Genomic DNA, 19928 nt, shown 5'->3' on the forward strand with positions numbered 1-19928 from the left:
GGGTCAGCCCGTCAGGGTGCGGGCCAGGGCGTAGCCGGCACTGGCCGCGGCGAGCCCGGCGGCGACGCTTCCCGCCACGTTGGTCAGCGCGAGCAGCCGGTCGCCGTCCCTGGTCAGCCGCAGCGTCTCGTAACTGAGCGTCGAGTAGGTGGTCAGCGCCCCACAGAACCCGGTCCCGAGCAGCGCGCTCACCGCCGTGCCCACCGGTACGCCGACGAGGACGCCGAGCAGCAGGGAGCCGACCACGTTGACGGTCAACGTGCCCCAGGGGAACGCCGAGGTGTGCCGGGACTGGACGGTCCGGTCGGTGAGGTACCGCAGGGGAGCGCCCACGGCCGCGCCGAGGGCGATGAGCAGGACGGTCATCGGGCCTCCTCGCGGCGCAGCAGACGGGTGGTGACGGCGTCGCCCAGCCCCACCGCGACGAGCGCCCCGAGCAGTGTCGCGGCCAGGTAGGCCAGCGCGGTGCCCGCGGCGCCCGCGACCAGCGCCTGCTGGATGTCGACCACGTAGGTGGAGAACGTGGTGAAGCCGCCCAGGATCCCGACGCCGAAAAACGGGCGGGCGAGGGGGTGTCCGCCACCGAGGTGCCCGAGCACCGCCATCAGCGCGCCGATCAACAGGCAGCCGGACGTGTTGACGCCGAAGGTCGCCCACGGGAAGCCGGTCGGACCGTGCGGCGCGAGCTGTTGCAGGCCTGCGCGGCCCAGCGCGCCGAGTACGCCGCCGGCCGCGATGGCGGCGAGGATCGTCGCGGGATGCGCGGTCAGCTCGCCCCGGTCGGCGGGAACCCGCAGGTCGACGTCCGGGTCGGTGCGCGGATCCAGCGGCTCTGCCACGGCTTGTCAGCGTACCGCCGCCCGGGGCGACGTCCGCGCGTGGCTCACGGTCGGCGGCGTCCGGACGCGGCCCGCCGACGGCGGCGTCCGGACGCCAGCGTCAGTGGGGGGCCGGACGCCACCGCGTCAGCGGGTGGCCGCGACGGCCGCGTCCACGCCGCCCCGCCAGACCGTGCCGACCTCGGCGAAGCCCGCCGCGGTGAGGGCGGCCAGGTGCCAGGAGACCGGCGGGTTCCACTCGGGGCTGTGCCCGCTCGGGTAGATCGCCTGCCGCTGGGCGACGAGCGGCGCGAGCGCGGGGTCGGCACCGGCCCGGGCCCACCAGTCCGACCAGGACAGCGTCGCGCCGGCGGCGTAGCGGGCGTCGCGCCGGTCGCGCGCCCGGGTCATAAGTCGTTTGGTCAGCTCCGGCAGCGTGTCGTCGGGCAGGTGGTCGGCGTTGACGAATACGCCGCCCGGCCGCAGCACGTTCCGCAGTTCGGCGTAGAGCTGCCCGAGTCGGTCGGCCGGCAGCCAGTGCAGGGCGGTGGCGGTGAGGACGGCGTCGTACTCCCGGTGGGGGAGCGTGGCGTGCCAGTCGGGGACGCCGAGGTCGGCCGTGACGATGGTGGCCCGATCGCCCAGCGAGGCGTGCGCGATGGCGAGCAGTGCCGGGTCGAGGTCCACCAGGGTCACCTCGGCCTCGGGGAATCGTGCCAGCGTCCGCAGTGAGATGGTCCCGGTGCCGCCGGCCAGGTCGAGCACGCGCGGCGGTCGGCCGTCGAGGACGGCGTCGACGGTGTCGAGCATGGCAGCGAACCGGTGTTCCCGATCCGGCAGGTACGCCTCCTGCTGGCGGTCCCAGCTCTCCTGCCACACCCACGCATCGGTGATGTAAGGACTCATGCGGGGAAGGCTAGTTACGGCTCGCGAGGGTTGTCCAGACCTTGTTGCACATATTTTGCAATTGCGAGAAGATGGCAGAGCGATGATCGAAGCGACGCCGGGCCAGGCATCCGCCTGGCCCGGCGTCGTCGTCCCGCCGTCCTCGCCACCTCCGCGCCGGCCCACCGACCCCCGCTGGTCGACGCCCCGCGCCGGCTCCGGCCGTCCGCTGACCGCCGCCTCAGCCGCACGACAGCGGGCGTACGGTACCGGCAACCCCACCGGGACCGCCGCACCAAGGAGGCACGCGATGCAGGACCGCACCCCGTCACCGGAGGAGCTGGAGCCGATCGAGCGCGCCGACGTCGACGAGCTGCGCGCCCTGCAACGCGAGCGACTGCGCTGGTCGTTGCGGCACGCGTACGACAACGTCCCGCACTACCGCCGGGCCTTCGACGCCGTCGGGGCCCACCCCGACGACTGCCGCGACCTCGCCGACCTGGCCCGCTTCCCGTTCACCGGCAAGGCGGAGCTGCGCGACAACTACCCGTTCGGCATGTTCGCCGTACCCCGGGAGCAGATCGCCCGACTGCACGCCTCCTCCGGCACCACCGGCCGACCCACGGTGGTCGGCTACACCCGCGACGACCTGCGGACCTGGGCCCGGCTGATGGCCCGGTCGATCCGCGCCTCCGGCGGGCGGCCCGGTGACCGCGTGCACGTCGCGTACGGGTACGGGCTCTTCACCGGCGGCCTCGGCGCCCACTACGGCGCCGAGGAGCTGGGTTGCACGGTCATCCCCGTCTCGGGCGGCATGACCGAGCGGCAGGTGCTGCTGATCCGCGACTTCGAACCCGAGATCATCATGGTCACGCCCAGCTACATGCTCGCCATCATCGACGAGATGCGGCGTCAGGGCATCGACCCGCGCCGGACCTCGCTGCGGGTCGGCATCTTCGGCGCGGAGCCGTGGACCGAGGACATGCGCCGCGAGATGGAACAGCGCCTGGACATCCACGCCCTGGACATCTACGGGCTCTCCGAGGTGATGGGCCCCGGCGTGGCCACCGAGTGCGTCGAGACCAAGGACGGGCTGCACCTCTGGGAGGACCACTTCTACCCGGAGATCATCGACCCGGTCACCGGCGCGGTGCTGCCCGACGGCGAGCAGGGCGAACTGGTGCTCACGTCGCTGACCAAACAGGCGATGCCGGTGGTGCGCTACCGCACGCGCGACCTCACCCGGCTGCTGCCCGGCACCGCCCGTCCCATGCGGCGGATCGAGAAGATCACCGGCCGGACGGACGACATGATGATCGTGCGGGGAGTGAACGTCTTCCCCACCCAGATCGAGGAGCTGATCCTGCGTACGCCGCAGCTCTCGCCGCACTTCCAGTGCGTCCTGGACCGGCGCGGCCGGCTGGACACCCTCACCGTGCGGGTCGAGCGGCGCGCCGACGCGTCCGTGGACGCCGCCGAGCGGGCCGGCGTGACCCTGGTCGAGCTGGTGAAGAACACGATCGGGGTGAGCGTGGCCGTGGACGTGCTCGCCCCGGACGCGGTGGAGCGGTCGATGGGCAAGATGCGCCGCATCGTCGACCAGCGGCAGTCCGGCTGACACCGCCCGGTCGGCGGGGCATCGGAACCGCGCGTGTGGACATAGGATCGCGGCCATGCGTGTGCTGGTGGTCTCCGCCCCGCTGGTCGGGCACGCGTTCCCGCTGGTGCCGCTGGCCGTCGCACTGCGCGACGCCGGCCACGACGTGCTGCTCGCCACGGGCGGCGGTGGCCTGGCCGCCGCCGACGCCGGCCTGGCCGTACACGACATCGCACCGGGCTTCGCCTTCGGCCGGATCGCGCGGCGGGTTCTCCTGCGCCATCCGCTGGTGGCCCGCGCCGAACTGGCCGGCACCGCGGGTACCCGGGGCGCCGGGCTGCTCTTCGGCGCGCTCAACGACCAACTCACCGATCCGGTCGTCAGGCTGGCCGACGAATGGCGACCGGACCTGGTGCTCCACGAACCGTTCGCGGTCGCCGGCGCGGTGGCCGCCGCCCGGCTGGGCGTGCCGGCCGTGCGCCAGGAGAACAACCTCTTCGACGGCCGCGAGCTGGTCCGCGCCACCGTCGCCCGACTCGGCGCCGCACTGCGCCGGCACGGCCTGACCGAGCTGCCCCCGCCGGCCGCCGCCCTCGCCGTCACGCCGGCCAGCGTCGCCCGCCAGGACGGCTGGCCGATGCGCCACACCTCCTACGGGGGCGGCGGTGAGCTGCCGGCCTGGCTGCGCGAACCGGGCCGGCGACCCCGGATCCTGGTCACCCGCAGCACCCTCACCGGCCCCGGCGACCGGGGCCCGATGCCCGCCGTGGTCACCGCCGCGCCCGGGGTGGACGCCGAGATCGTGCTGGTCCGACCCGATCGGCGTACGACCGCACGGCCGCTGCCCGACAACGTCCGGGTGGTCGACTGGATCCCGCTCGACGAGGCGTTGCCGGCGAGCGCGGCGCTGGTCCACCACGGCGGTGCGGGCAGCGCGCTCGGCGCCCTCGCCGCCGGCCTGCCGCAACTGGCCACCGTGGGCCCGGGGGACCGGCGGCACAACGCCGAGCTGGTGGCCCGCCGAGGCGCGGGCCTCGCGTCGCGCCCCGCCGACATCACCGCGCACACACTGACCCGGCTGCTCACCGACGAGACCCTGCGCACCGCCGCCGTACAGGTCAGCCAGGAGATCGCCGCGACGCCCCCGCCTGCGGCCCAGGTGGCCCGGCTCGCGGCGCTGGTCTGATCCCGCCCCCGCGTGGCCGCACCGATCGGCGGCCCGACTGCGGCACGATGACCGGATGCGACACGTCGTGCTGTTCCACTCCGTGTACGGGCTCCGGCCCGCCGTCCGTGCCGCCGCCGACCGGTTGCGCGCCGCCGGGCACCAGGTCACCACCCCCGACCTGTACGGCGTCCCCGCCGTCGACACCGTCGAGGAGGGCTTCGCGCTGCTCGACAAGATCGGCCACGAGGTGGTGCTCGACCGGGCCCGCGCGGCGCTGCGCGACCTGCCGCCGCAGACGGTCCTCGCCGGCTTCTCGATGGGCGCGGGGGTGGCCGGGGCGCTGCTGGCCGAACGCCCCGACGCCGCCGGCCTGCTCCTGCTGCACGGCACCGGCGGCGCGCCGGACGTGGTCCGGGCCGGGTTGCCGGTGCAGCTGCACGTCGCCGACCCGGACCCGTACGACGCGCCGGACGAGGTCGACGAGTGGCAGCGGACGATGACCGCCGCCGGTGCCGACCTGACGGTGTTCCGCTACCCCGGCGTGGGCCACCTGTTCACCGACCCGGACTTGACCGAGTACGCCCCGGCGGCCGCCGCAGCGGCCTGGCCCCGGGTGCTGGCCTTCCTGACCGACGCCTGACCGCGCCATCCCCTCGTCGGCACGGTCCATTGCGCCAGCCGAGCGTTCAACTCGCGTTCGCGCCGATGCGCGGAGGGGTGGGCGTGCCGTGGACGCGCTTGGCGTACGTGCGGTAGAGCCGGGGCCCGACGACCGGCATCATCAGCCGTGCCGGCAGCGGGGCGTGGGCGAGCACCGCCTTGATCACCGCGGGGTCGCCCTCGTACATCGCCATGCCGAAGATCAGCGGCAGGTCCTTCTTGGGGGTGTCGCTCAACCCGTGCTCACCGAGCTTCGCCCATTCGGCCGCGGTGACGTACCGCTGCGCCAGCGGCAGGATCTCGGACTCCTCGAGGGCCATGTGCTCGACGGCCGCAGCACGCAGCCGCTCCACGGCGTCGGCCACCGCCGCGCCGTTCTGTCCGGTCTGACGCCATGCGGGAAGCAGGGCGACGACCGCCTCGTAGGCCTCCTCGATCGCGTGGTGCTGGGCCTGCATCGCGGGGACGATGGCCGCCGCCTCCGCGCCACCGCGCTCGGCGAGCAGCGGCCACAGGAAGATGTCCTCGCCCTCGTGGTGCAGGTGCAACTGCTGGCACATGAGCGCGGCGTGCGCGCCGACCACGTCCGCGCGCTTCACGTCACCCGACCGTACGCCGCGGACGAGCTGCGGGAGCAGGCCGAACTCACGACGGAACATGGTGTGCACCATGTACATGTCGCGGACGTCGGCCATCGCTTCCTGGTGGTTCTGATTCACGGTGCCCTTTCCAAGGATTCAGTGGGTCGAACACGACGATCTTTCTCGCCGCCACTTGGAACCGACTTGGAAGACGCAAGCCGCCAGCCCGCCGCCCGGCAACACGCGTCAGTCGGCCAGCGCCGCCGTAGCCTGGGCCAGCCAGTGCGGCGACTCCCACCGGCGCGCCAGGCTGGCCGCCAGCTGGAAGTGCCGGGCGGCCTCCTCGGTGCGCCCCGTCAGACGCAGGAGCTCTCCGAGGGTCAGCGCGACCGGCCGTACCACGGCAGCCGTGGTGGAGAGGCCGGCCAGTTGATCACGGAACGGGAGCAGCGCGTCGATCACCGGCTGTGCCAGGTCCGCTCGGCCCAGGGCCACGATGACCATCGCGCGTACGCTCAGCAGGGAGGACTGGAAGTAGTCGGGACGGTAGGTGTGTCGGCCGATCGGCATGGCACGGGCCTCGTCCACCTGACCGTTCTCAATCAGTGCCAACGCCAGCAGGTCGTCCACGATCGGCCCCAGCAACGGCCGCATCCGGCGGGTCGCCTCCACGTGCTCGCCGAAGCGGCCCTGGCTCATCAGCAGGGTCGCCACCGCGAGGTAGTGGAAGGCCTCGCCGTGCAGCGATCCCTGCCCCCGCATCTGTTCGGCCACCTCGTCGTAGTGCCGCCGCGCGGTCACGAAGTCGCCAACGACGTGCGCGAGCACGGCCAGTGAGCACAGGTGGAGGACCTGCGCCTCCTTGAGCTGGTACGTCTCGGCCAGCCGCCCCTGCCGGCCGACGCTGGCACGGAGCTGCTCCGGGTCGTTGAGCGCGGCGGCGCAGTGGCCGACCACCTGCTCGGCGACCCAGCTCCAGGTCACGAGGCCGTGCTCGTCGGCGAGGTCACGCAGCTCCAGTGCCAGCTCCCGGCGCTGGGTCGCCTCCAACTCGTAGCTCATCGTGCGGGCCCGGGCAGCCAGCCCGAGGGCGTGCAGCTCGGGATCGCCCGATCGCCGGGAGATCGCCAGGGCCTCCTGTCCGGCCGCCACACCGCGTGGGTCCGACTCGCCGTCCAGCTCGGTGGCGAACGCGTCGAGCAGCCGGCACCGGGTGACCGGGTCCAGGTCGTCGGCGCGCAGCAGGCGGGTGAGCAGCTCGACGGCGGTGTAATCCACCGCGCCGTACTCGTGTCGTAGCCACGGGCTGGGTACGGTCCAGGCGGTGAACGCCGCGACGAGCAGCTCGTCGCGGCCGGCCGCGATGGCGATGTCGACGGCCCGTTTCCGGCTCTGCTGGGCGGCGGCGACCGCGCCGGCCCGGGCCTGCGCGCGCAGCAGCCGGCCCAGCAGGTCGACCCGGAGCGCGTCCCGGTCCCCGGGCACCGACGCTGCGGCGTCGACGGCGTTGGTGAGCAGTTCGATCGCGGTGTCGTACGCGTAGCGCCGTTCGGCCAGCTCGGCGGCGCGGATGGCGTACTCGACGGCGAGCGGCGCGGTCTCGGCCGACGCGGCCCGCGAGTAGTGGCGCGCCAGGGCCGGGTAGTCGTCCGGGTGCAGCCGGCGGGTGACGGCCGCGATGCGGGCGTGCAGGCGGGTGCGGCGCAGCTGCGGCAGGTCGGTGTAGATGGTGTCGCAGACCAGGCCGTGGACGAAGCGCACCCGGCCCGGCGTCGGCTCGGTGAGCAGGCCGGCGCTCAGGCCGGCTTCCAGCGCGTGCAGGACCGTGCCCTCGTCGGTGCCGGACGCGTCGACGAGTGTCCGTACGTCCGCCTCCCGCCCGACGGTCGCGGTGAGGCGCAGCACCGACACCGCAGCGGACGGCAGGTGGGACAGCCGTCGGCGCAGCACGTCGCGGACGCCTTCGGGTACGTCGGAGGTGGCGACGAGGGTGCCCTCGGCGGCGAGCAGCTGGGCCGACTCCCGGACGTAGAAGGGGTTGCCGCCGGTGCGTTCCGCCAGCGCGCTGACGGTGTCCTGATCGACTGTGGTCCGGGCCAGCGCGCCGAGCAGCCGTTCGACCTCGGGCGTCGTCAGGCCGCCCAGCGCGATCCGGTGGGGCGACCGGCGGGCCAGTCCGGCCATGGTGTCGGCGAGCCGCTCGGCGTTGTCGGCGGGCCGTAGCGCCGCGACGAACAGCAGTGCGCCGGCGGTGGTCCCGGTCACGCTGGTGAGAAGCAGCAGGGTCTCGGCGTCCGCGGCGTGCAGGTCGTCGAGTACGACGGCGACCGGTCTGCCGACGGCCGCGGCGTCCAACCAGGCGGCGACGGCGCGGTGCAGCCGGAACCGGCCGGCGGTGACGTCCCCACCCACCTCACCGTCGTCTTCGGCCAGCAGCGGCGCGAGCGCCGGCGCGAGGTCACCCGGCGGTGCCTGGAGCGCGAGCTGCCGCAGCGCCTCGACCCACGCCCAGGCCGGCGGAGCGCCCTCGACCTCGGGGCAGCGCCCGAGGGCGACCAGCCAGCCGTTGGCGGTCAGGTCCTCGACGAACCTGCCGAGCAGACGCGTCTTGCCGGCGCCGGCCTCGCCGGTGACCAGCGCGACGCGCGGGCCACGCACCCGCGCCTCCGCGGCTGCCTGCCCGAGCGCCGCCAGCTCGGCCTCCCGCCCGACGAACACCTCCTCCGGCTGCCCTCCGTCGACGGGCGTCGTCGCGGCCACCGGGGGGAGGAGGTCCAGGCGCTGGCCCAGGATCGCGGATTCGACCTCGGCCAGCGCCGGGCCGGGATCCAGACCGAGCTGGTCCGCGAGGGTCGCCCGTGCCCGCCGCAGCGCGGCGAGCGCGTCCCCCTGCCGACCGGTACGCCACAACGCCAGGGCCAGCAGCCGCCAGGTCTCCTCCCGTAGCGGCGCCTGCCGGGTCAGCAGTTCCGCCTCCGGCACCGCCTCGGCGGGGTCACCGCCGCGCATCGTCACGTCGACCAGCAACTCCCGGGCGGCGAGACGCAGCTCCTCCAGCCGCATCACCTCCGGCTGCGCCCACGGCTCACCGACGAATTCGGCGTACGCGGGACCGCGCCACAGGCCGAGACCGGTGCGGAGCAGCAGGCGGGCGTGCTCCGGGTCGGCGCAACCGACCGCGCGGGCCTCGGCCAACAGCGACTCGAAGCGGTTGGCGTCGATGGCGTCGGCGGGCAACCGTAGGGCGTACCCGGGTGGCACGGTGACCAGGACCCGCGCCGGCGCGCGGCGTTCGCGGGTCGGCTCCACCACGCGGCGCAGGTGGGAGACGTACGCCTGGAGGGAGACGATCGCCCGTGGTGGCGCGTCCCCCCGCCACAGCTCCTCGATCATCCGGCCGACGGAGACGACCTCGCCGCGGGCCGCCAGGAGCAGCGCGAGCACGGCGCGTTGACGGGGGCCGCCGAGATCGGTCGGTCCGCCTGTGTCGACCTCGACCTCGAGCGGCCCGAGCACCCTTAGCAGCATGACTGCGCCAATCCTAGCCGTCGGCGTCGGGCGATTCGCCGTCCCCACCGAACCCCTGCCCGCCGCCACCCGCCGCCCTCAGGCCGGGACGGCCAGGTCGCCCACCGGGAGCGTCACCGGTAATCGGATCCCGGTGTCCGCGCCGCCGGTGCGGATCGACGTCCGGGTCCGGCCGAGGGGCAGGGGCGCGCTCGTCCTGTTCGGCGGCACGTCGCCGGCCGTCGTCACCGCGCGCAGTCGACGGGGGAGCGACGTGCGGTCGACCGGACGCGTAAGCGCGGCGGGCGTGGGCGCCTTCGAGGGTGTGCGGAGCAGCCGGCGGGGGATCGGCGCGCGCTCGGATGACCGGGCGGCGGGCGTGGTCGTCGCCGCGAGGGTGCCGACGCGCGGCTGCGGCGCGGGCCGATCGGCGGCTGACGACGCCGTGGGGCGGACGCGGCGGCCGCTGCTGGCGTCGGAGACCGACGTCGCGGCGGCCCGCCGGGTGAGCACGGCGCGCAGCGCGTGGGGAAGGCGCTCGGCCGCGACCTGACGCAACGCCGGCGCGACGAACGCGTACCCGCTGGCGCGGTCGGCACGCAGCAGCCCGCCCGCGACGAGGGCGCGCAGCAGGGGAGCGGACCGCCCCGGCAGCCAACCGAGCGCCCGGTCGACGGCCGGGCCGGAGAGCACGCCCGTGAGGGTGGCGGCGGCCATCAGCACCGCCCGGCGCTCGCCGTCGAACCGGTCCAGCTCGGCGCCGGTGCTGCGACGTACCGGCTCGGGCAGCGTCGCCGGGTCCGCGCCCGCCACGATCGACGCCACGTACGCGGCGGCGTGCCCGGGTCGGCCACCCACCGGCGGCAGCAGCCGGTCGGCCAGGGCCACCGGCTGCCCGGCGCGGGTCAGCAGGTGGCGCAGCAGCCGCCCGGACTGCACCGTGGCCAGCGGCCGGATCGGCACCCGCCGGGCGGGCCCGGGACGGGTGTCGGTCCACTGCGGCTGGTGCACGGTGAGCACGGCCATCGGCACGCCACGCACCGTGGCGGCGGCGAACAGGTCGTGCAGAAAGCGGTGTACGGCCGGCGCGGCACGGTCCACATCGTCCACGGCGACCACGAGCGGTCGGTGGGCGGCCAGGAGCAGCAGGGTTTCCCGGCAGAGGGCCGCGGCGGCCAGTGCCTCGGCCGAGGCGTCCGGGGCCGCCAGCAGCCCCCGCAGCGCCGGCACCACCTCGGCGAGGCGGCCGGGCGCGTACAACGGCGTCAGAGCGTCGGTCAGCCGGTCGCGGGTCGCCGCCGGGCCGTCGCCGGGCCGGATGCCCGCCATGACGCGGACCAGCTCGGCGACCGGCGCGAGCACCTGATCGGGGTACGGCGGGCAGCCCACCACGCACCAGCGCACGGGTACGCCGTCCACCGTGCCCGGCGTCCGGCTCAGCTCGTGCAGCAGTCGGCTGCGGCCGCTGCCGCCTGGGCCGACGAGGGAGATCCAGCGCGGTTCGCGCTCGTGCAGGGCCCGGGACACCTGGTCGGCGATGCCGGCCAGTTCGCGGCGACGCCCGATCAACGGGCCGTCGTGCCGGTCGGCGCTGGGGCGCGCCAGGCCGGTGGCGTGCCACACGGGCATCGGCGCCATCCGGCCGGCCACCGGCATCGGCGCGAGTTGACGCTGGACGATGAGGCCGGCGGTGGCCCGCGCGGTGGCCGCGCAGAGCGCGACGCCACCGGGTACGGCGTACCCCTGCAGGCGGGCCGCGGTGGTGATCACAGCGCCGCTGGCCACGCCGTGGCCGCCGCTGACCGCGGCGCCCAGGTCGACCACCACCTCACCGGTGGCGATGCCGACGCGCACCCGCAGGGTGAGGTCACCGAGGATCGGCTGACGGTCCAGGGCGGCCTGGATCTCCAGCCCCGCCCGCACCGCCCGGTACGCGTCGAACCCGTCGGAGCGTCGTGCACCGAAGAGGGCCATCACCGCGTCGCCGACGTACTTCTCGACCACGCCGTGCCAGCGGTGCAGCACGCCGGCGACCCGTTCGAAGTAGGCCCTCTGCAGAGCGCGGACGTCCTCCGGGTCGAGCTGGTCGACAAGCGCGGTGGAGCCGACGATGTCGACGAAGAGCACGGTGACCGTCCGTCGTTCCTCGGGCACCGGCCAGTGTGGGTGGTCGGTCCGCGTCGTGTCCGCGACGATAGTGATCATGGGTGGCACACCCGTCCTTCCCAGGTGATGGGCTGACGACCCTCGGAGATTGGCATTCCTGGGCTGACGGGGGATCGGCAGAACGACGTATGTCGGCCACCCGCAACCTTTAGTCGCAATGTCGACGCGAGGAGTACCACAAGCGGCAGATGGCCGTAGAACGGTCGGGGGGCGTGTGATTAGGCTGCGTTCCATGGCCAGCGATGTGGACACCGCACCGCTCGTGGGCCGGGCCGAGCTGGTGCAGACGGTTCGGTCGGCGCTGCTCGGTGACGTGGCACAGGGACAGACGGCCGCCGTCTTCCTGACCGGCGAGAGCGGTGTGGGCAAGACCCGTCTCCTCGGCGAGATCGGCGTCCGACTGCGCGAGACGGGCGCGCTGGTCCTGACCGGCAGCTGTCTGGACATCGGCGACGCCTCGCCGCTGCACCCGTTACTCCAGGCGCTGCGACGCTTCGACGCCGACCTGACCGCCGCGCAGGCGCGTACCTCCTCGGCCGTACGCGGGCTGTTGCAGGTGTTCGCCGACGAGACCGGCGGCCCGGACGGCGCGGGCACCCTGCTGGAACGCGTCTCCCGGGGTCTGCACCTGATCGCCGAGGGACGACCGCTGGTGCTGATCCTGGACGACCTCCAGTGGGTCGACCGCAGCACCCGGCAACTGCTGCTCTACCTGCTGGCCGGCCTCGGCGACCTGCAACTCTCGGTGCTGGCCGCGGTACGCGCCGAATCGTTGCAGGGCGCGCACCCGCTGCGCCGGGTGCTCACCGAGCTGCGTCGGCTGCGGACGGTGCGGGTGCTCGACCTGTCCCCGCTGGACCGTGCCGACACCGAGCAGCTCGCCGCCGCGGTGGTGGGCCGCGCGTTGCCCGCCGAGGCGGCCGAGCAGGTCTGGCAGCGCAGCGGCGGGAACCCGTTCGTCATCGAGGAGTTGGCCCGCGACCTGCGTGACGGGCGGGACGGTCTGTCCGAGACGCTGCGCGAGATCTTCCTCGACCGGGTCGACGCGCTGCCGCAACACGCGCACGCCGTGGTGCACGCCGTGGCCGCCGGTGTCGAGCCCGTGCAGCACTGGCTGCTGGCCGAGGTGCTGCGCCTGCCCGAGGACGAGCTGATCGACGCCGCCCGTGCCGCCGTGGCGCACCGACTGCTGGTCGGTGCCGACGACGGCTACCGGCTGCGGCACCGGCTCGTCGCCGAGGTGCTGGCGCACGAGCTGTTGCCGGCCGAGCGCTCCGGGCTGCACCGCCGCTACGCCGAGGCGCTGACCGCGGCGCCGGGAGAGCTGCGCCAGGCCCGGCTGGCGTACCACTGGCGGCTGGCCGGCGAGCCGGCCCGAGCGCTGCCGGCGGCGGTCGGTGCCGCGCAGGAGGCCGAGCGACTGCACGGGTACGCCGAGGCGCACCGCCACTGGACGGCCGCGTTGCAGCTGGCTGGTGACTCCGGCTCGTCGCAGGTGGACCGGGTGGAGCTGCTCGGCAACGCGGCCGAGGCCGCCCACCACTGCGGGGAGCACGCCCGCGCGTTGGCGCTGCTGGAGGAGTTGGCAGCGGTCCGGGGTGGCGGGCCAAGGTGCTCGCTGCACATCCGCCGGGCGCGGTACCTGGCCGCCGCTGGCCGCTCCGCCCTCGCGGAGAAGGAGTACGAGCGGGCCCTCGACGCGGCGGACTGCTCGCCACGGGACCGGGCCACCGCCGCCGCGCGACTCGCCGAGCTGCTGCTGCACCTGGGTCGGTATGCCGACGCGGGCCGGCGCGCCCGGGAGGCGCTGGCGTTGGCCGCCGAGGTGGAGGGTTCCACCACCGAGGTGGTGCTGGCCAGTTCGGCGCTCGGTTTCAGCGACGCGTACCTGGAGGACCCGGACGCCGGTCTGGCGGTGATGCGCCAGGCTCTCGAGACCGCCGAGCGCTCCGGCCAGCCGGAGGACGTGGCCTGCGCGTACCTGCACCTGGCGGAGTTGTTGACCGGGCCGCTCAACATCCTCGAAGAGGGCGTGGTGGTGGCCCGTCGGGGTGCCGAGCGGGTGGCCGAGCTGGGTCTGGGGCGTACCTGGGAGACCCGTCTGCTGGCCATCGCCACGAACGGGCTGTTCCGGGTGGGGCAGTGGGCCGAGGCGGAGAAGGTGGTCGCCGCCGCGCTGCGGCACCGGCCGTCCGGCGCGGACGCCGTCGAGCTGCTGTTGGCCCGTTGCCGGCTGTCGGTGGGCTACGGCGACATCGCCGCCGCCGACCGGGATCTCGAAGCGGTGGCGACCGTGCTGGCCGGTGGCGGGGCGCGGCACGTCATCCCGTTGCTCACGCTGCGCGCCGGACTGTCCATGTGGGAGGGCCGGCACGACGTCGCGCGGCAGGCCGTCCAGCGTGGCCTGACCGAGAGCCGCTCGGACGACGTGACGATCCTGTCGGCTCTGGTGTGGCACGGGCTGCGTGCCGAGGCGGAGGCGCACGCCAGTCGTACCGTCGCCGTGGACCCGACGGCGGTACGTCGGTTGCGCGACGTCGCCGATCGGGTCGCGCGCAAGAGCGCGTCCGCGGCCCGACCGGTGCGCTCGGTGGTGGACGGTTTCCTGGCGTTGTGCGCCGCCGAGGTGAGCCGCCTCGACAGTAGTGACCCGGAGTTGTGGGCCGCCTCGGTCGCCGAGTGGGACCGCCGTAACCACCCTTACCCGGCGGCCTACTCGCGGCTGCGTCAGGCCGAGGCGCTGCTCGCCCGGCGCAGCAGGGTGGCCACCGCGGGCAAGCTGCTCCGGGAGGCGTACCGGGTGGTGCAGGGGTTGGGTGCGGTGCCGTTGACCTCGGAGATCCGGGAGCTGGCGGGGCGGGCCCGGGTGTCCCTCGACGAGCGGGACGGCGCCGACGGCACCCGCGCCGCCGCGTCGGTCGAGCCGGCCGACGACGAGTTGGCTGCCCTCACCGCGCGGGAGCGGGAGGTGCTCGCGCTCGTCGCCGAGGGGTTGACCAACCGGGAGATCGGGCAGCGGTTGTTCATCAGCGAGCGGACCATCGGCGTGCACGTGTCGCACATCTTCGACAAACTGCAGGTCCGCACTCGCGTGCAGGCCAGCGCGATCCACCTGCGCAACGCGCGCGGCTGACGACACCCCTACGTATCCCCGGCGCCGTTGTGCGCCGGGGATACGTCGTTCTACTGATCCCGGCGGCGGCTGTCGGCTGAGAGGCTGTGCCCCGTCGACGGCGCCGGGGGTGCCACGACCATCATGGAGGAGAGATGACCGAACCCGTCTGGGGGCCCGTGCACCGGGACATCGTCGACCTGCTCGCCGATCACCCGGCGGACGTGCCGGCGGTGGTCGACCATCTCACGAAGCTCCAGGACATGCTGGTGCGGTTGCCTCCGCTGGAGGCGAGCTGCCCGCTCGCCGACTTCAACAGGCTCTACCTGACGATCACGAGCAGTGTGCTGGACGGCCTGTACGACGACAGGTTCGTCGACCCGGCGTTCCTCTCCCGCCTGGACGTCGAGTTCGCGGCCCGCTACTTCGACGCCATGCGGCTCTGGACCGACTCCAGCCCGGGCACGCCCAAGGCCTGGTCGTGTCTGTTCGAGCGGATGCGCGGGCCCGACGCCCGGCCGTTGCCGTCGGCGGCGGCCGGTGTGAACGCGCACATCAACTTCGACCTGCCGTTCGCGTTGGTGACGACGTTCGACCACCTGGAGTCGGAGCCGGTCGACGGAAGCGACCAGCACCACGACTACCTCGAGATCAACAACATCTTCGCGGACAAGATCCCCGGTCTGCGGCGGGGTTACCTGGAGCGGTGGCAGCTGCTCATCGACATGCTCAACGGCGACATCGACGACTGGTACCAGGGGGAACTGGTCGAGTACACCCGCGATGTCGCCTGGCGGAACGCGCAGAAGATCTGGCGGTGCCGGCACGATCCGGACGCCCACGAGTGTGAGCGTACGCGGCTGGACGACAACGCCGCGGCGCTCGGACGGTTGCTGCTCTCGCCCCTCGGGGCGTTCCTGCAGTAGCCGGGACGGGGGGTCCCCGCGCTCCGCCCGTGGGGGCGGCGGAGCGCGGGGACGCAAACCGCCCCGCCCGCTCCACCTACCCGCGCAGCCAGCCGGCTCTGACCGGCGGCAGCCGGGGAGTCAGCCGGTCGGCCCGGGGGGTGTCGACCGTCTGCCGTCGTCGGCCGGCCCGGGGGGTGCCGGCCGGCGACGGGTCAGTGGCGGGCGGGGAACGGCGTCGGTCGTCGGCAGGGGCGTGAAAGCGGGAACATCCGGGGGTGTCGGCGGGCCCGTTCCGGGTACGCCCGCGCCATGACCGTCCTGGCCCGGCGCCGTCCCGCCGCCCGACCCCGTCCCGCGCGGCCCGGTCCCCTGCGGCCGGGCGGCCCGGTTTCGCGGCCCGCCGCCCGACCGGGTGCGCGATGAGAGCAGCCCCGACCGCCGCGCGTCGTCCGCCGGCCCGGGTGGCCGGTGGGGGCCACCGTCGCCCGGCGGTGAGCGTCGTCGAGCCGGCGACCCCACCTCCGCCGTCCACCGGCGCGGACCTGTCCTGACCAGGGCACCCGGCTACCCGGTTCCGCCGCTCGGGCCGTCGGCTGACACCTACGGTCGGATCAGGACCTGCGAGGGTGGGACGGGCGATGGCTGACGAGCACCGGGCGAAACCGCGACGCTGGGACGGACGACGCCACACGCCGACCGGGCCGGACCCGGCGTTGCGCGCCGCTCGCGATCCGGCCCGCCCGCACCGGGGTGGTCGGCAGGGTGTCGTGGTGCCCGAGCGGGTGGAGAGTCCGGCCCGCGCGGCGCCGCCGGCCAGCCCGCTGCGGCGGTGGCTCTTCGAGCACCAGGTGCAGCCGCCCGGCCCGGAGACGGCCGAGGGGCAGAACCGCCGGCACGCCTGGTGGCAGGTGATGTGCCTGACCGGCGTGGACTACTTCTCCACCCTGTCGTACCTGCCGGGCATCGCCGCGGTGGCCGCCGGCGCGCTCTCGCCGCTGGCGACCCTGTTGATCGTCGCGCTGACCCTGTTCGGCATGCTGCCGATGTACCGCCGGGTGGCCCAGGAGAGCCCGCACGGGCAGGGCTCGGTGGCGATGCTGGAGCGACTGCTGCCGTTCTGGCGGGGCAAGATCTTCGTGCTCGTGCTGCTCGGGTTCGTGGCCACCTCGTGGATCATCACGATCACCCTGTCCTCGGCCGACGCCACCGTGCACCTGCTGGAGAACCCGTACCTGCCGGACACCCTGCATGGCCGGGCGGTGCCGGTGCTGGTCACGGTCGCGCTGCTGCTCGTCCTCGGTGGGGTGTTCCTGCTCGGCTTCCGCGAGGCCGTGGTGGTCGCCATCCCGCTGGTGGCGGTCTTCCTCGTGCTCAACGCGGTGATCGTGGTGGTCGCGGTGGCCCGGATCGCCGACGATCCCGCCATCGTGTCGAACTGGACGGCGGCCCTGACGGCGAGCGGCGGGGGACCCGGGCACGTGCTGCTCACCGCCGTGCTGGCCTTCCCGCTGCTGGTGCTGGGGCTGTCCGGTTTCGAGACCGGAGTCAGCATGATGCCCCTGGTGGCGGCCGACGGACCGGACCGGGCAGCACGGCTGGCCGCCCGCATCCGCAACACCCGGCGGCTGCTCACCACGGCCGCGTTGATCATGTCGGTGTATCTCATCTCGACGACGTTCGTGACCACGGCGCTCGTCCCGGCCGCCGAGTTCCGGCCGGGCGGCGCGGCGAACGGACGGGCGCTGGCCTTCCTGGCGCACACCTATCTCGGCGAGGTGTTCGGCACCGTCTACGACGTGAGCAGCGTGCTCATCCTCTGGTTCGCCGGGGCGTCGGCGATGGCTGGGCTGATCAACATCGTGCCCCGCTACCTGCCCTCGTACGGCATGGCACCGGAGTGGGCACGCGCCGTCCGCCCCGTGGTGATCGTCTACACCGTGGTCAGCGTCGCCATCACCATCGCCTTCCGCGCCGACGTCAACGCCCAGGCCGGCGCGTACGCCACGGGGATCCTGGCGATGATGGTCTCCGGCGCGGTGGCGGTGACCATCTCGGCGATCCGGCGTCGCCACCGCGCCGGGGCTGTCGGCTTCACCGTGCTGACGTTGGTGCTGCTGTACGCGTTGCTGGAGAACGTCATCGAGCAGCCGGACGGGATCACCATCTCGGCGCTGTTCATCCTCGGCATCATCGCGGTGTCGTTGATCTCCCGGATCACCCGGACCACCGAGCTGCGCGCCGAGCGGATCGAGTTCGACGAACCGGCCCGCCGGTTCGTCGCCGAGTCGCTGGCCCACGACGGGCAGTTGCACCTGATCGCGAACAAGCGGCAGAGCGGTTCGGTGAAGGAGTACACGATCAAGGAGCGGGCGCAGCGGGGGATGAACCCGGTGCCCGGGGCGGCGGACGTGCTGTTCCTGGAGATCGACGTGGTGGACCCGTCGGGGTTCAGCCAGGTGCTGCAGGTGCACGGCGTCGAGGTGGCCGGCTTCCGGGTGCTGCGGGCCAGCAGCCCGGCCGCACCGAACGCGATCGCCGCGATCCTGCTCGCGCTGCGGGACGCGACCGGGGTACGTCCGCACGCGCACTTCGAGTGGTCCGAGGGCAGCCCGATCGCGCACCTGCTGCGCTATCTGATCCTCGGTCGGGGGGACACCCCGCCGGTGGTGCGGGAGATCATCCGCCGTACCGAGCGGGACCCCCTGCGTCGTCCCGGCATCCACGTCGGCGGGTGAACCGAGCCCTCTGGTGCCGAAGGTGCCGAAAAAGATGAATGGCAGCACTATTCACGTTCACACCTTCCTGTCCGTATTGCGGTCATATCGTGACATCTGGTGGTCGGCGGCACGTCCGGCCCCCCCGCGCCCGGATGCGGCGTGGTCATGGCACGTACGCAGGAAGGCAGGCACCGGATGTCCACGTACCGACCAGGAGACCGCCCAGCCCGACCCCGACGGCGGTCCCGATGGTTCCTAGCCGGCGGGCTGCTGGCCGGGAGCCTGGTGGTGGGGGCGGCCGGCGTGGCCGGCGTCGCCGCCGCCGCCGACCGTGACCTCTCCCTCGGAGTCCTGGGGAGGTTGACCTCCGCGGCCGATCGTGACGACGACCGGCGGTCCGGAAACGGGTCCACCCCGGAACGCGGCGGGGACGACGCCGAGCGGGCCCGGCCGCACACTCCGGGGACCGGCAAGCGGGGCGTGGTCGAGGTGCCCTGCGACGCGGCGAAGCTGGTGGCCGCGCTGGTGACGGCCAACGCGGAGGGCGGCGGGGAGCTGCGGCTCGCTCCCCGGTGCCGGTACACGCTGACCGAGGCGTTCCACGAGACCGACCAGTACGACGGTGGGATTCGGGACGCCCGGGAGCAGGCCGACGCCGCGGAGACCCCCGGGGACGCCGACGCCCCGCCGCACAACCCGGCCGACGACACGGCCGGCCTGCCGGTGATCTACCAGCCCATCACCGTCGACGGGGCCGGCGCGACCATCGCCCGCGACGCCCAGGCCGAGGCGTTCCGCTTCTTCACCGTCCGCGACGGGGGCGAGCTGACCCTGCGCGACGTCGAGCTGCACAACGGCCGCTCGACCATCGAGGGCGGCAGCGTGCACGTCGTGCACGGCGCGACGGCGGTGGTGGAACGCGTCACCGTCACCCAGAGCACGTCGCTGTCGCCCGAGGGCGGTGGCGGTGGGATCTTCAACGACGGCACCATGGTGGTCACCGACTCCACGTTCGTCGGCAACAGCGCCTCGGGCGCCGCGGGCAAGGGCGGGGGCCTGCTCAACGGCGGTGTGCTGACGGTCAAGCGTTCGGAGTTCCGCCACAACAGCGCCAACGGGTACGGCGGCGGGCTCGGCAACTACCGGGGCGCGGCGGACGTGGACACCAGCACGCTCGCCGAGAACAGTGCCGGGCAGGGCGGCGGCCTGGCCAGCTTCTCGGCCCGTACCAAGGTGTACGACACCGAGTTGCTGAACAACACCGCACAGGTCGGCGGCGGCGCCGCCAACTCCGACGCGGTGCTCGTGATGCGCAAGATGACGATTCGCGGCAACACCTCCACCGTCAACGGCGGCGGCATCTCGACCGTCAAGGGTCTGCTGCCCCTCGACGACAGCGTGGTCGCCGGCAACACCACGCACGGCATCGGCGCCGGCATCTACGCCGAGAAGTCCAACCTGCTCGTACGCGGCAGCGACGTGACCGGTAACGAGGCGGTCGGCGCGACGTCCAAGGGCGGTGGCATCTACGCCTCCGCGGGTTCGGTGGCGCTCTACACGACCAAGGTCACCCACAACGCGGCCACGGTGAAGCCGGGCGGCATCTTCGCCGAGCACGCCCAGATCAAGATCGACGACGAGAGCGTCGTCGTCGAGAACGAGCCGACCAACTGCGAGGGCAGCGCCGTACCGATCGCCCACTGCTTCCGCTGAGGCCTGACAGCGTCATCCATCCTGAGCACATCCGCCCGCCCGGACAGCGTCCGGGCGGGCGTGCTCGTCCCGTCGCCGCAGTCACGCTTCCGAACC

Annotated in this window: 14 protein-coding genes; 8 read left to right on the forward strand and 6 right to left on the reverse strand. The window is 73.9% G+C overall.

All coding sequences use genetic code 11. The annotated features are described in order from the left end of the window. Positions 1 to 3 precede the first annotated feature (3 nt). The 3 genes from crcB to ACGFH9_RS12440 all read right to left on the reverse strand — a co-directional run bounded on the left by crcB (position 4) and on the right by ACGFH9_RS12440 (position 1724). Positions 4 to 366 carry a fluoride efflux transporter CrcB gene (gene crcB / locus ACGFH9_RS12430; protein ID WP_393217815.1) on the reverse strand — a complete coding sequence of 121 codons (363 nt, stop codon included), beginning with the start codon at positions 364 to 366 and terminating at the stop codon, positions 4 to 6. After that, complete coding sequence (locus ACGFH9_RS12435; protein WP_393217818.1) at positions 363 to 839, reverse strand: fluoride efflux transporter FluC; 477 nt, start codon at positions 837 to 839, stop codon at positions 363 to 365. The genes crcB and ACGFH9_RS12435 overlap by 4 nt, the downstream gene beginning before the upstream one ends. 126 nt (positions 840 to 965) lie before the next feature. Further along, positions 966 to 1724, reverse strand: coding sequence for a class I SAM-dependent methyltransferase (locus ACGFH9_RS12440; RefSeq protein ID WP_393217821.1), 759 nt, complete (start codon positions 1722 to 1724; stop codon positions 966 to 968). Positions 1725 to 2013: 289 nt separating this feature from the next. Here ACGFH9_RS12440 and paaK point away from each other — a divergent pair, with 289 nt between their 5' ends. From paaK to ACGFH9_RS12455, 3 genes are read left to right on the forward strand one after another with little or no spacing between them, the layout of a single operon-like run. Beyond that, complete coding sequence (gene paaK, locus ACGFH9_RS12445; protein WP_393217824.1) at positions 2014 to 3321, forward strand: phenylacetate--CoA ligase PaaK; 1308 nt, start codon at positions 2014 to 2016, stop codon at positions 3319 to 3321. A 55-nt stretch (positions 3322 to 3376) separates the two neighbouring features. Then, a complete protein-coding gene (locus ACGFH9_RS12450; RefSeq protein WP_393217825.1) occupies positions 3377 to 4486 on the forward strand; it encodes a nucleotide disphospho-sugar-binding domain-containing protein in 1110 nt (369 codons plus the stop codon). A 55-nt stretch (positions 4487 to 4541) separates the two neighbouring features. Further along, positions 4542 to 5108: a dienelactone hydrolase family protein gene (locus ACGFH9_RS12455; protein WP_393217827.1), complete on the forward strand. Its 567-nt coding sequence runs from the start codon at positions 4542 to 4544 to the stop codon at positions 5106 to 5108. 46 nt (positions 5109 to 5154) lie between these two features. On the opposite strand, the gene ACGFH9_RS12460 is transcribed toward ACGFH9_RS12455, so the two are convergent. The 3 genes from ACGFH9_RS12460 to ACGFH9_RS12470 form a co-directional block, all read right to left on the reverse strand. Continuing rightward, positions 5155 to 5847: a hemerythrin domain-containing protein gene (locus ACGFH9_RS12460; protein ID WP_393217830.1), complete on the reverse strand. Its 693-nt coding sequence runs from the start codon at positions 5845 to 5847 to the stop codon at positions 5155 to 5157. Between the two features lie 108 nt (positions 5848 to 5955). Then, the gene (locus tag ACGFH9_RS12465; RefSeq protein ID WP_393217832.1) at positions 5956 to 9237 is read right to left on the reverse strand and encodes a BTAD domain-containing putative transcriptional regulator; all 3282 of its coding nucleotides are present in this window, start codon (positions 9235 to 9237) and stop codon (positions 5956 to 5958) included. A 78-nt stretch (positions 9238 to 9315) separates the two neighbouring features. Beyond that, the gene (locus tag ACGFH9_RS12470) at positions 9316 to 11421 is read right to left on the reverse strand and encodes an adenylate/guanylate cyclase domain-containing protein (RefSeq protein ID WP_393217834.1); all 2106 of its coding nucleotides are present in this window, start codon (positions 11419 to 11421) and stop codon (positions 9316 to 9318) included. A 193-nt stretch (positions 11422 to 11614) separates the two neighbouring features. Here ACGFH9_RS12470 and ACGFH9_RS12475 point away from each other — a divergent pair, with 193 nt between their 5' ends. The 5 genes from ACGFH9_RS12475 to ACGFH9_RS12495 all read left to right on the forward strand — a co-directional run bounded on the left by ACGFH9_RS12475 (position 11615) and on the right by ACGFH9_RS12495 (position 19832). After that, positions 11615 to 14515: an AAA family ATPase gene (locus ACGFH9_RS12475; RefSeq protein WP_393217837.1), complete on the forward strand. Its 2901-nt coding sequence runs from the start codon at positions 11615 to 11617 to the stop codon at positions 14513 to 14515. Positions 14516 to 14649: 134 nt separating this feature from the next. Beyond that, on the forward strand, positions 14650 to 15420 hold the full coding sequence (locus ACGFH9_RS12480; protein WP_393217839.1) for a DUF5995 family protein: 771 nt from the start codon (positions 14650 to 14652) through the stop codon (positions 15418 to 15420). 401 nt (positions 15421 to 15821) lie between these two features. Continuing rightward, positions 15822 to 15953 carry a hypothetical protein gene (locus ACGFH9_RS12485; RefSeq protein ID WP_393217842.1) on the forward strand — a complete coding sequence of 44 codons (132 nt, stop codon included), beginning with the start codon at positions 15822 to 15824 and terminating at the stop codon, positions 15951 to 15953. An 87-nt stretch (positions 15954 to 16040) separates the two neighbouring features. Beyond that, a complete protein-coding gene (locus ACGFH9_RS12490) occupies positions 16041 to 18137 on the forward strand; it encodes an amino acid transporter (RefSeq protein ID WP_393217843.1) in 2097 nt (698 codons plus the stop codon). A gap of 177 nt (positions 18138 to 18314) precedes the next feature. Beyond that, entirely contained in the window at positions 18315 to 19832 is a 1518-nt protein-coding gene (locus tag ACGFH9_RS12495; RefSeq protein ID WP_393217846.1) for a hypothetical protein, read from the forward strand. The last annotated feature ends 96 nt before the right edge of the window (positions 19833 to 19928 follow it).

It is taken from the genome of Micromonospora sp. NPDC049102 (assembly GCF_043197485.1).
Taxonomy (GTDB): Bacteria; Actinomycetota; Actinomycetes; order Mycobacteriales; family Micromonosporaceae; genus Micromonospora.

Coding starts and splice junctions, on each gene's coding strand:
- ACGFH9_RS12440 (WP_393217821.1), bottom strand. CDS start 1,724: ATGAGTCCTTACATCACCGATGCGTGGGTGTGGCAGGAGAGCTGGGAC.
- ACGFH9_RS12465 (WP_393217832.1), bottom strand. CDS start 9,237: ATGCTGCTAAGGGTGCTCGGGCCGCTCGAGGTCGAGGTCGACACAGGC.
- ACGFH9_RS12475 (WP_393217837.1), top strand. CDS start 11,615: ATGGCCAGCGATGTGGACACCGCACCGCTCGTGGGCCGGGCCGAGCTG.
- ACGFH9_RS12495 (WP_393217846.1), top strand. CDS start 18,315: ATGTCCACGTACCGACCAGGAGACCGCCCAGCCCGACCCCGACGGCGG.
- ACGFH9_RS12455 (WP_393217827.1), top strand. CDS start 4,542: ATGCGACACGTCGTGCTGTTCCACTCCGTGTACGGGCTCCGGCCCGCC.
- paaK (WP_393217824.1), top strand. CDS start 2,014: ATGCAGGACCGCACCCCGTCACCGGAGGAGCTGGAGCCGATCGAGCGC.
- ACGFH9_RS12480 (WP_393217839.1), top strand. CDS start 14,650: ATGACCGAACCCGTCTGGGGGCCCGTGCACCGGGACATCGTCGACCTG.
- ACGFH9_RS12485 (WP_393217842.1), top strand. CDS start 15,822: ATGAGAGCAGCCCCGACCGCCGCGCGTCGTCCGCCGGCCCGGGTGGCC.
- crcB (WP_393217815.1), bottom strand. CDS start 366: ATGACCGTCCTGCTCATCGCCCTCGGCGCGGCCGTGGGCGCTCCCCTG.
- ACGFH9_RS12490 (WP_393217843.1), top strand. CDS start 16,041: ATGGCTGACGAGCACCGGGCGAAACCGCGACGCTGGGACGGACGACGC.
- ACGFH9_RS12470 (WP_393217834.1), bottom strand. CDS start 11,421: ATGATCACTATCGTCGCGGACACGACGCGGACCGACCACCCACACTGG.
- ACGFH9_RS12450 (WP_393217825.1), top strand. CDS start 3,377: ATGCGTGTGCTGGTGGTCTCCGCCCCGCTGGTCGGGCACGCGTTCCCG.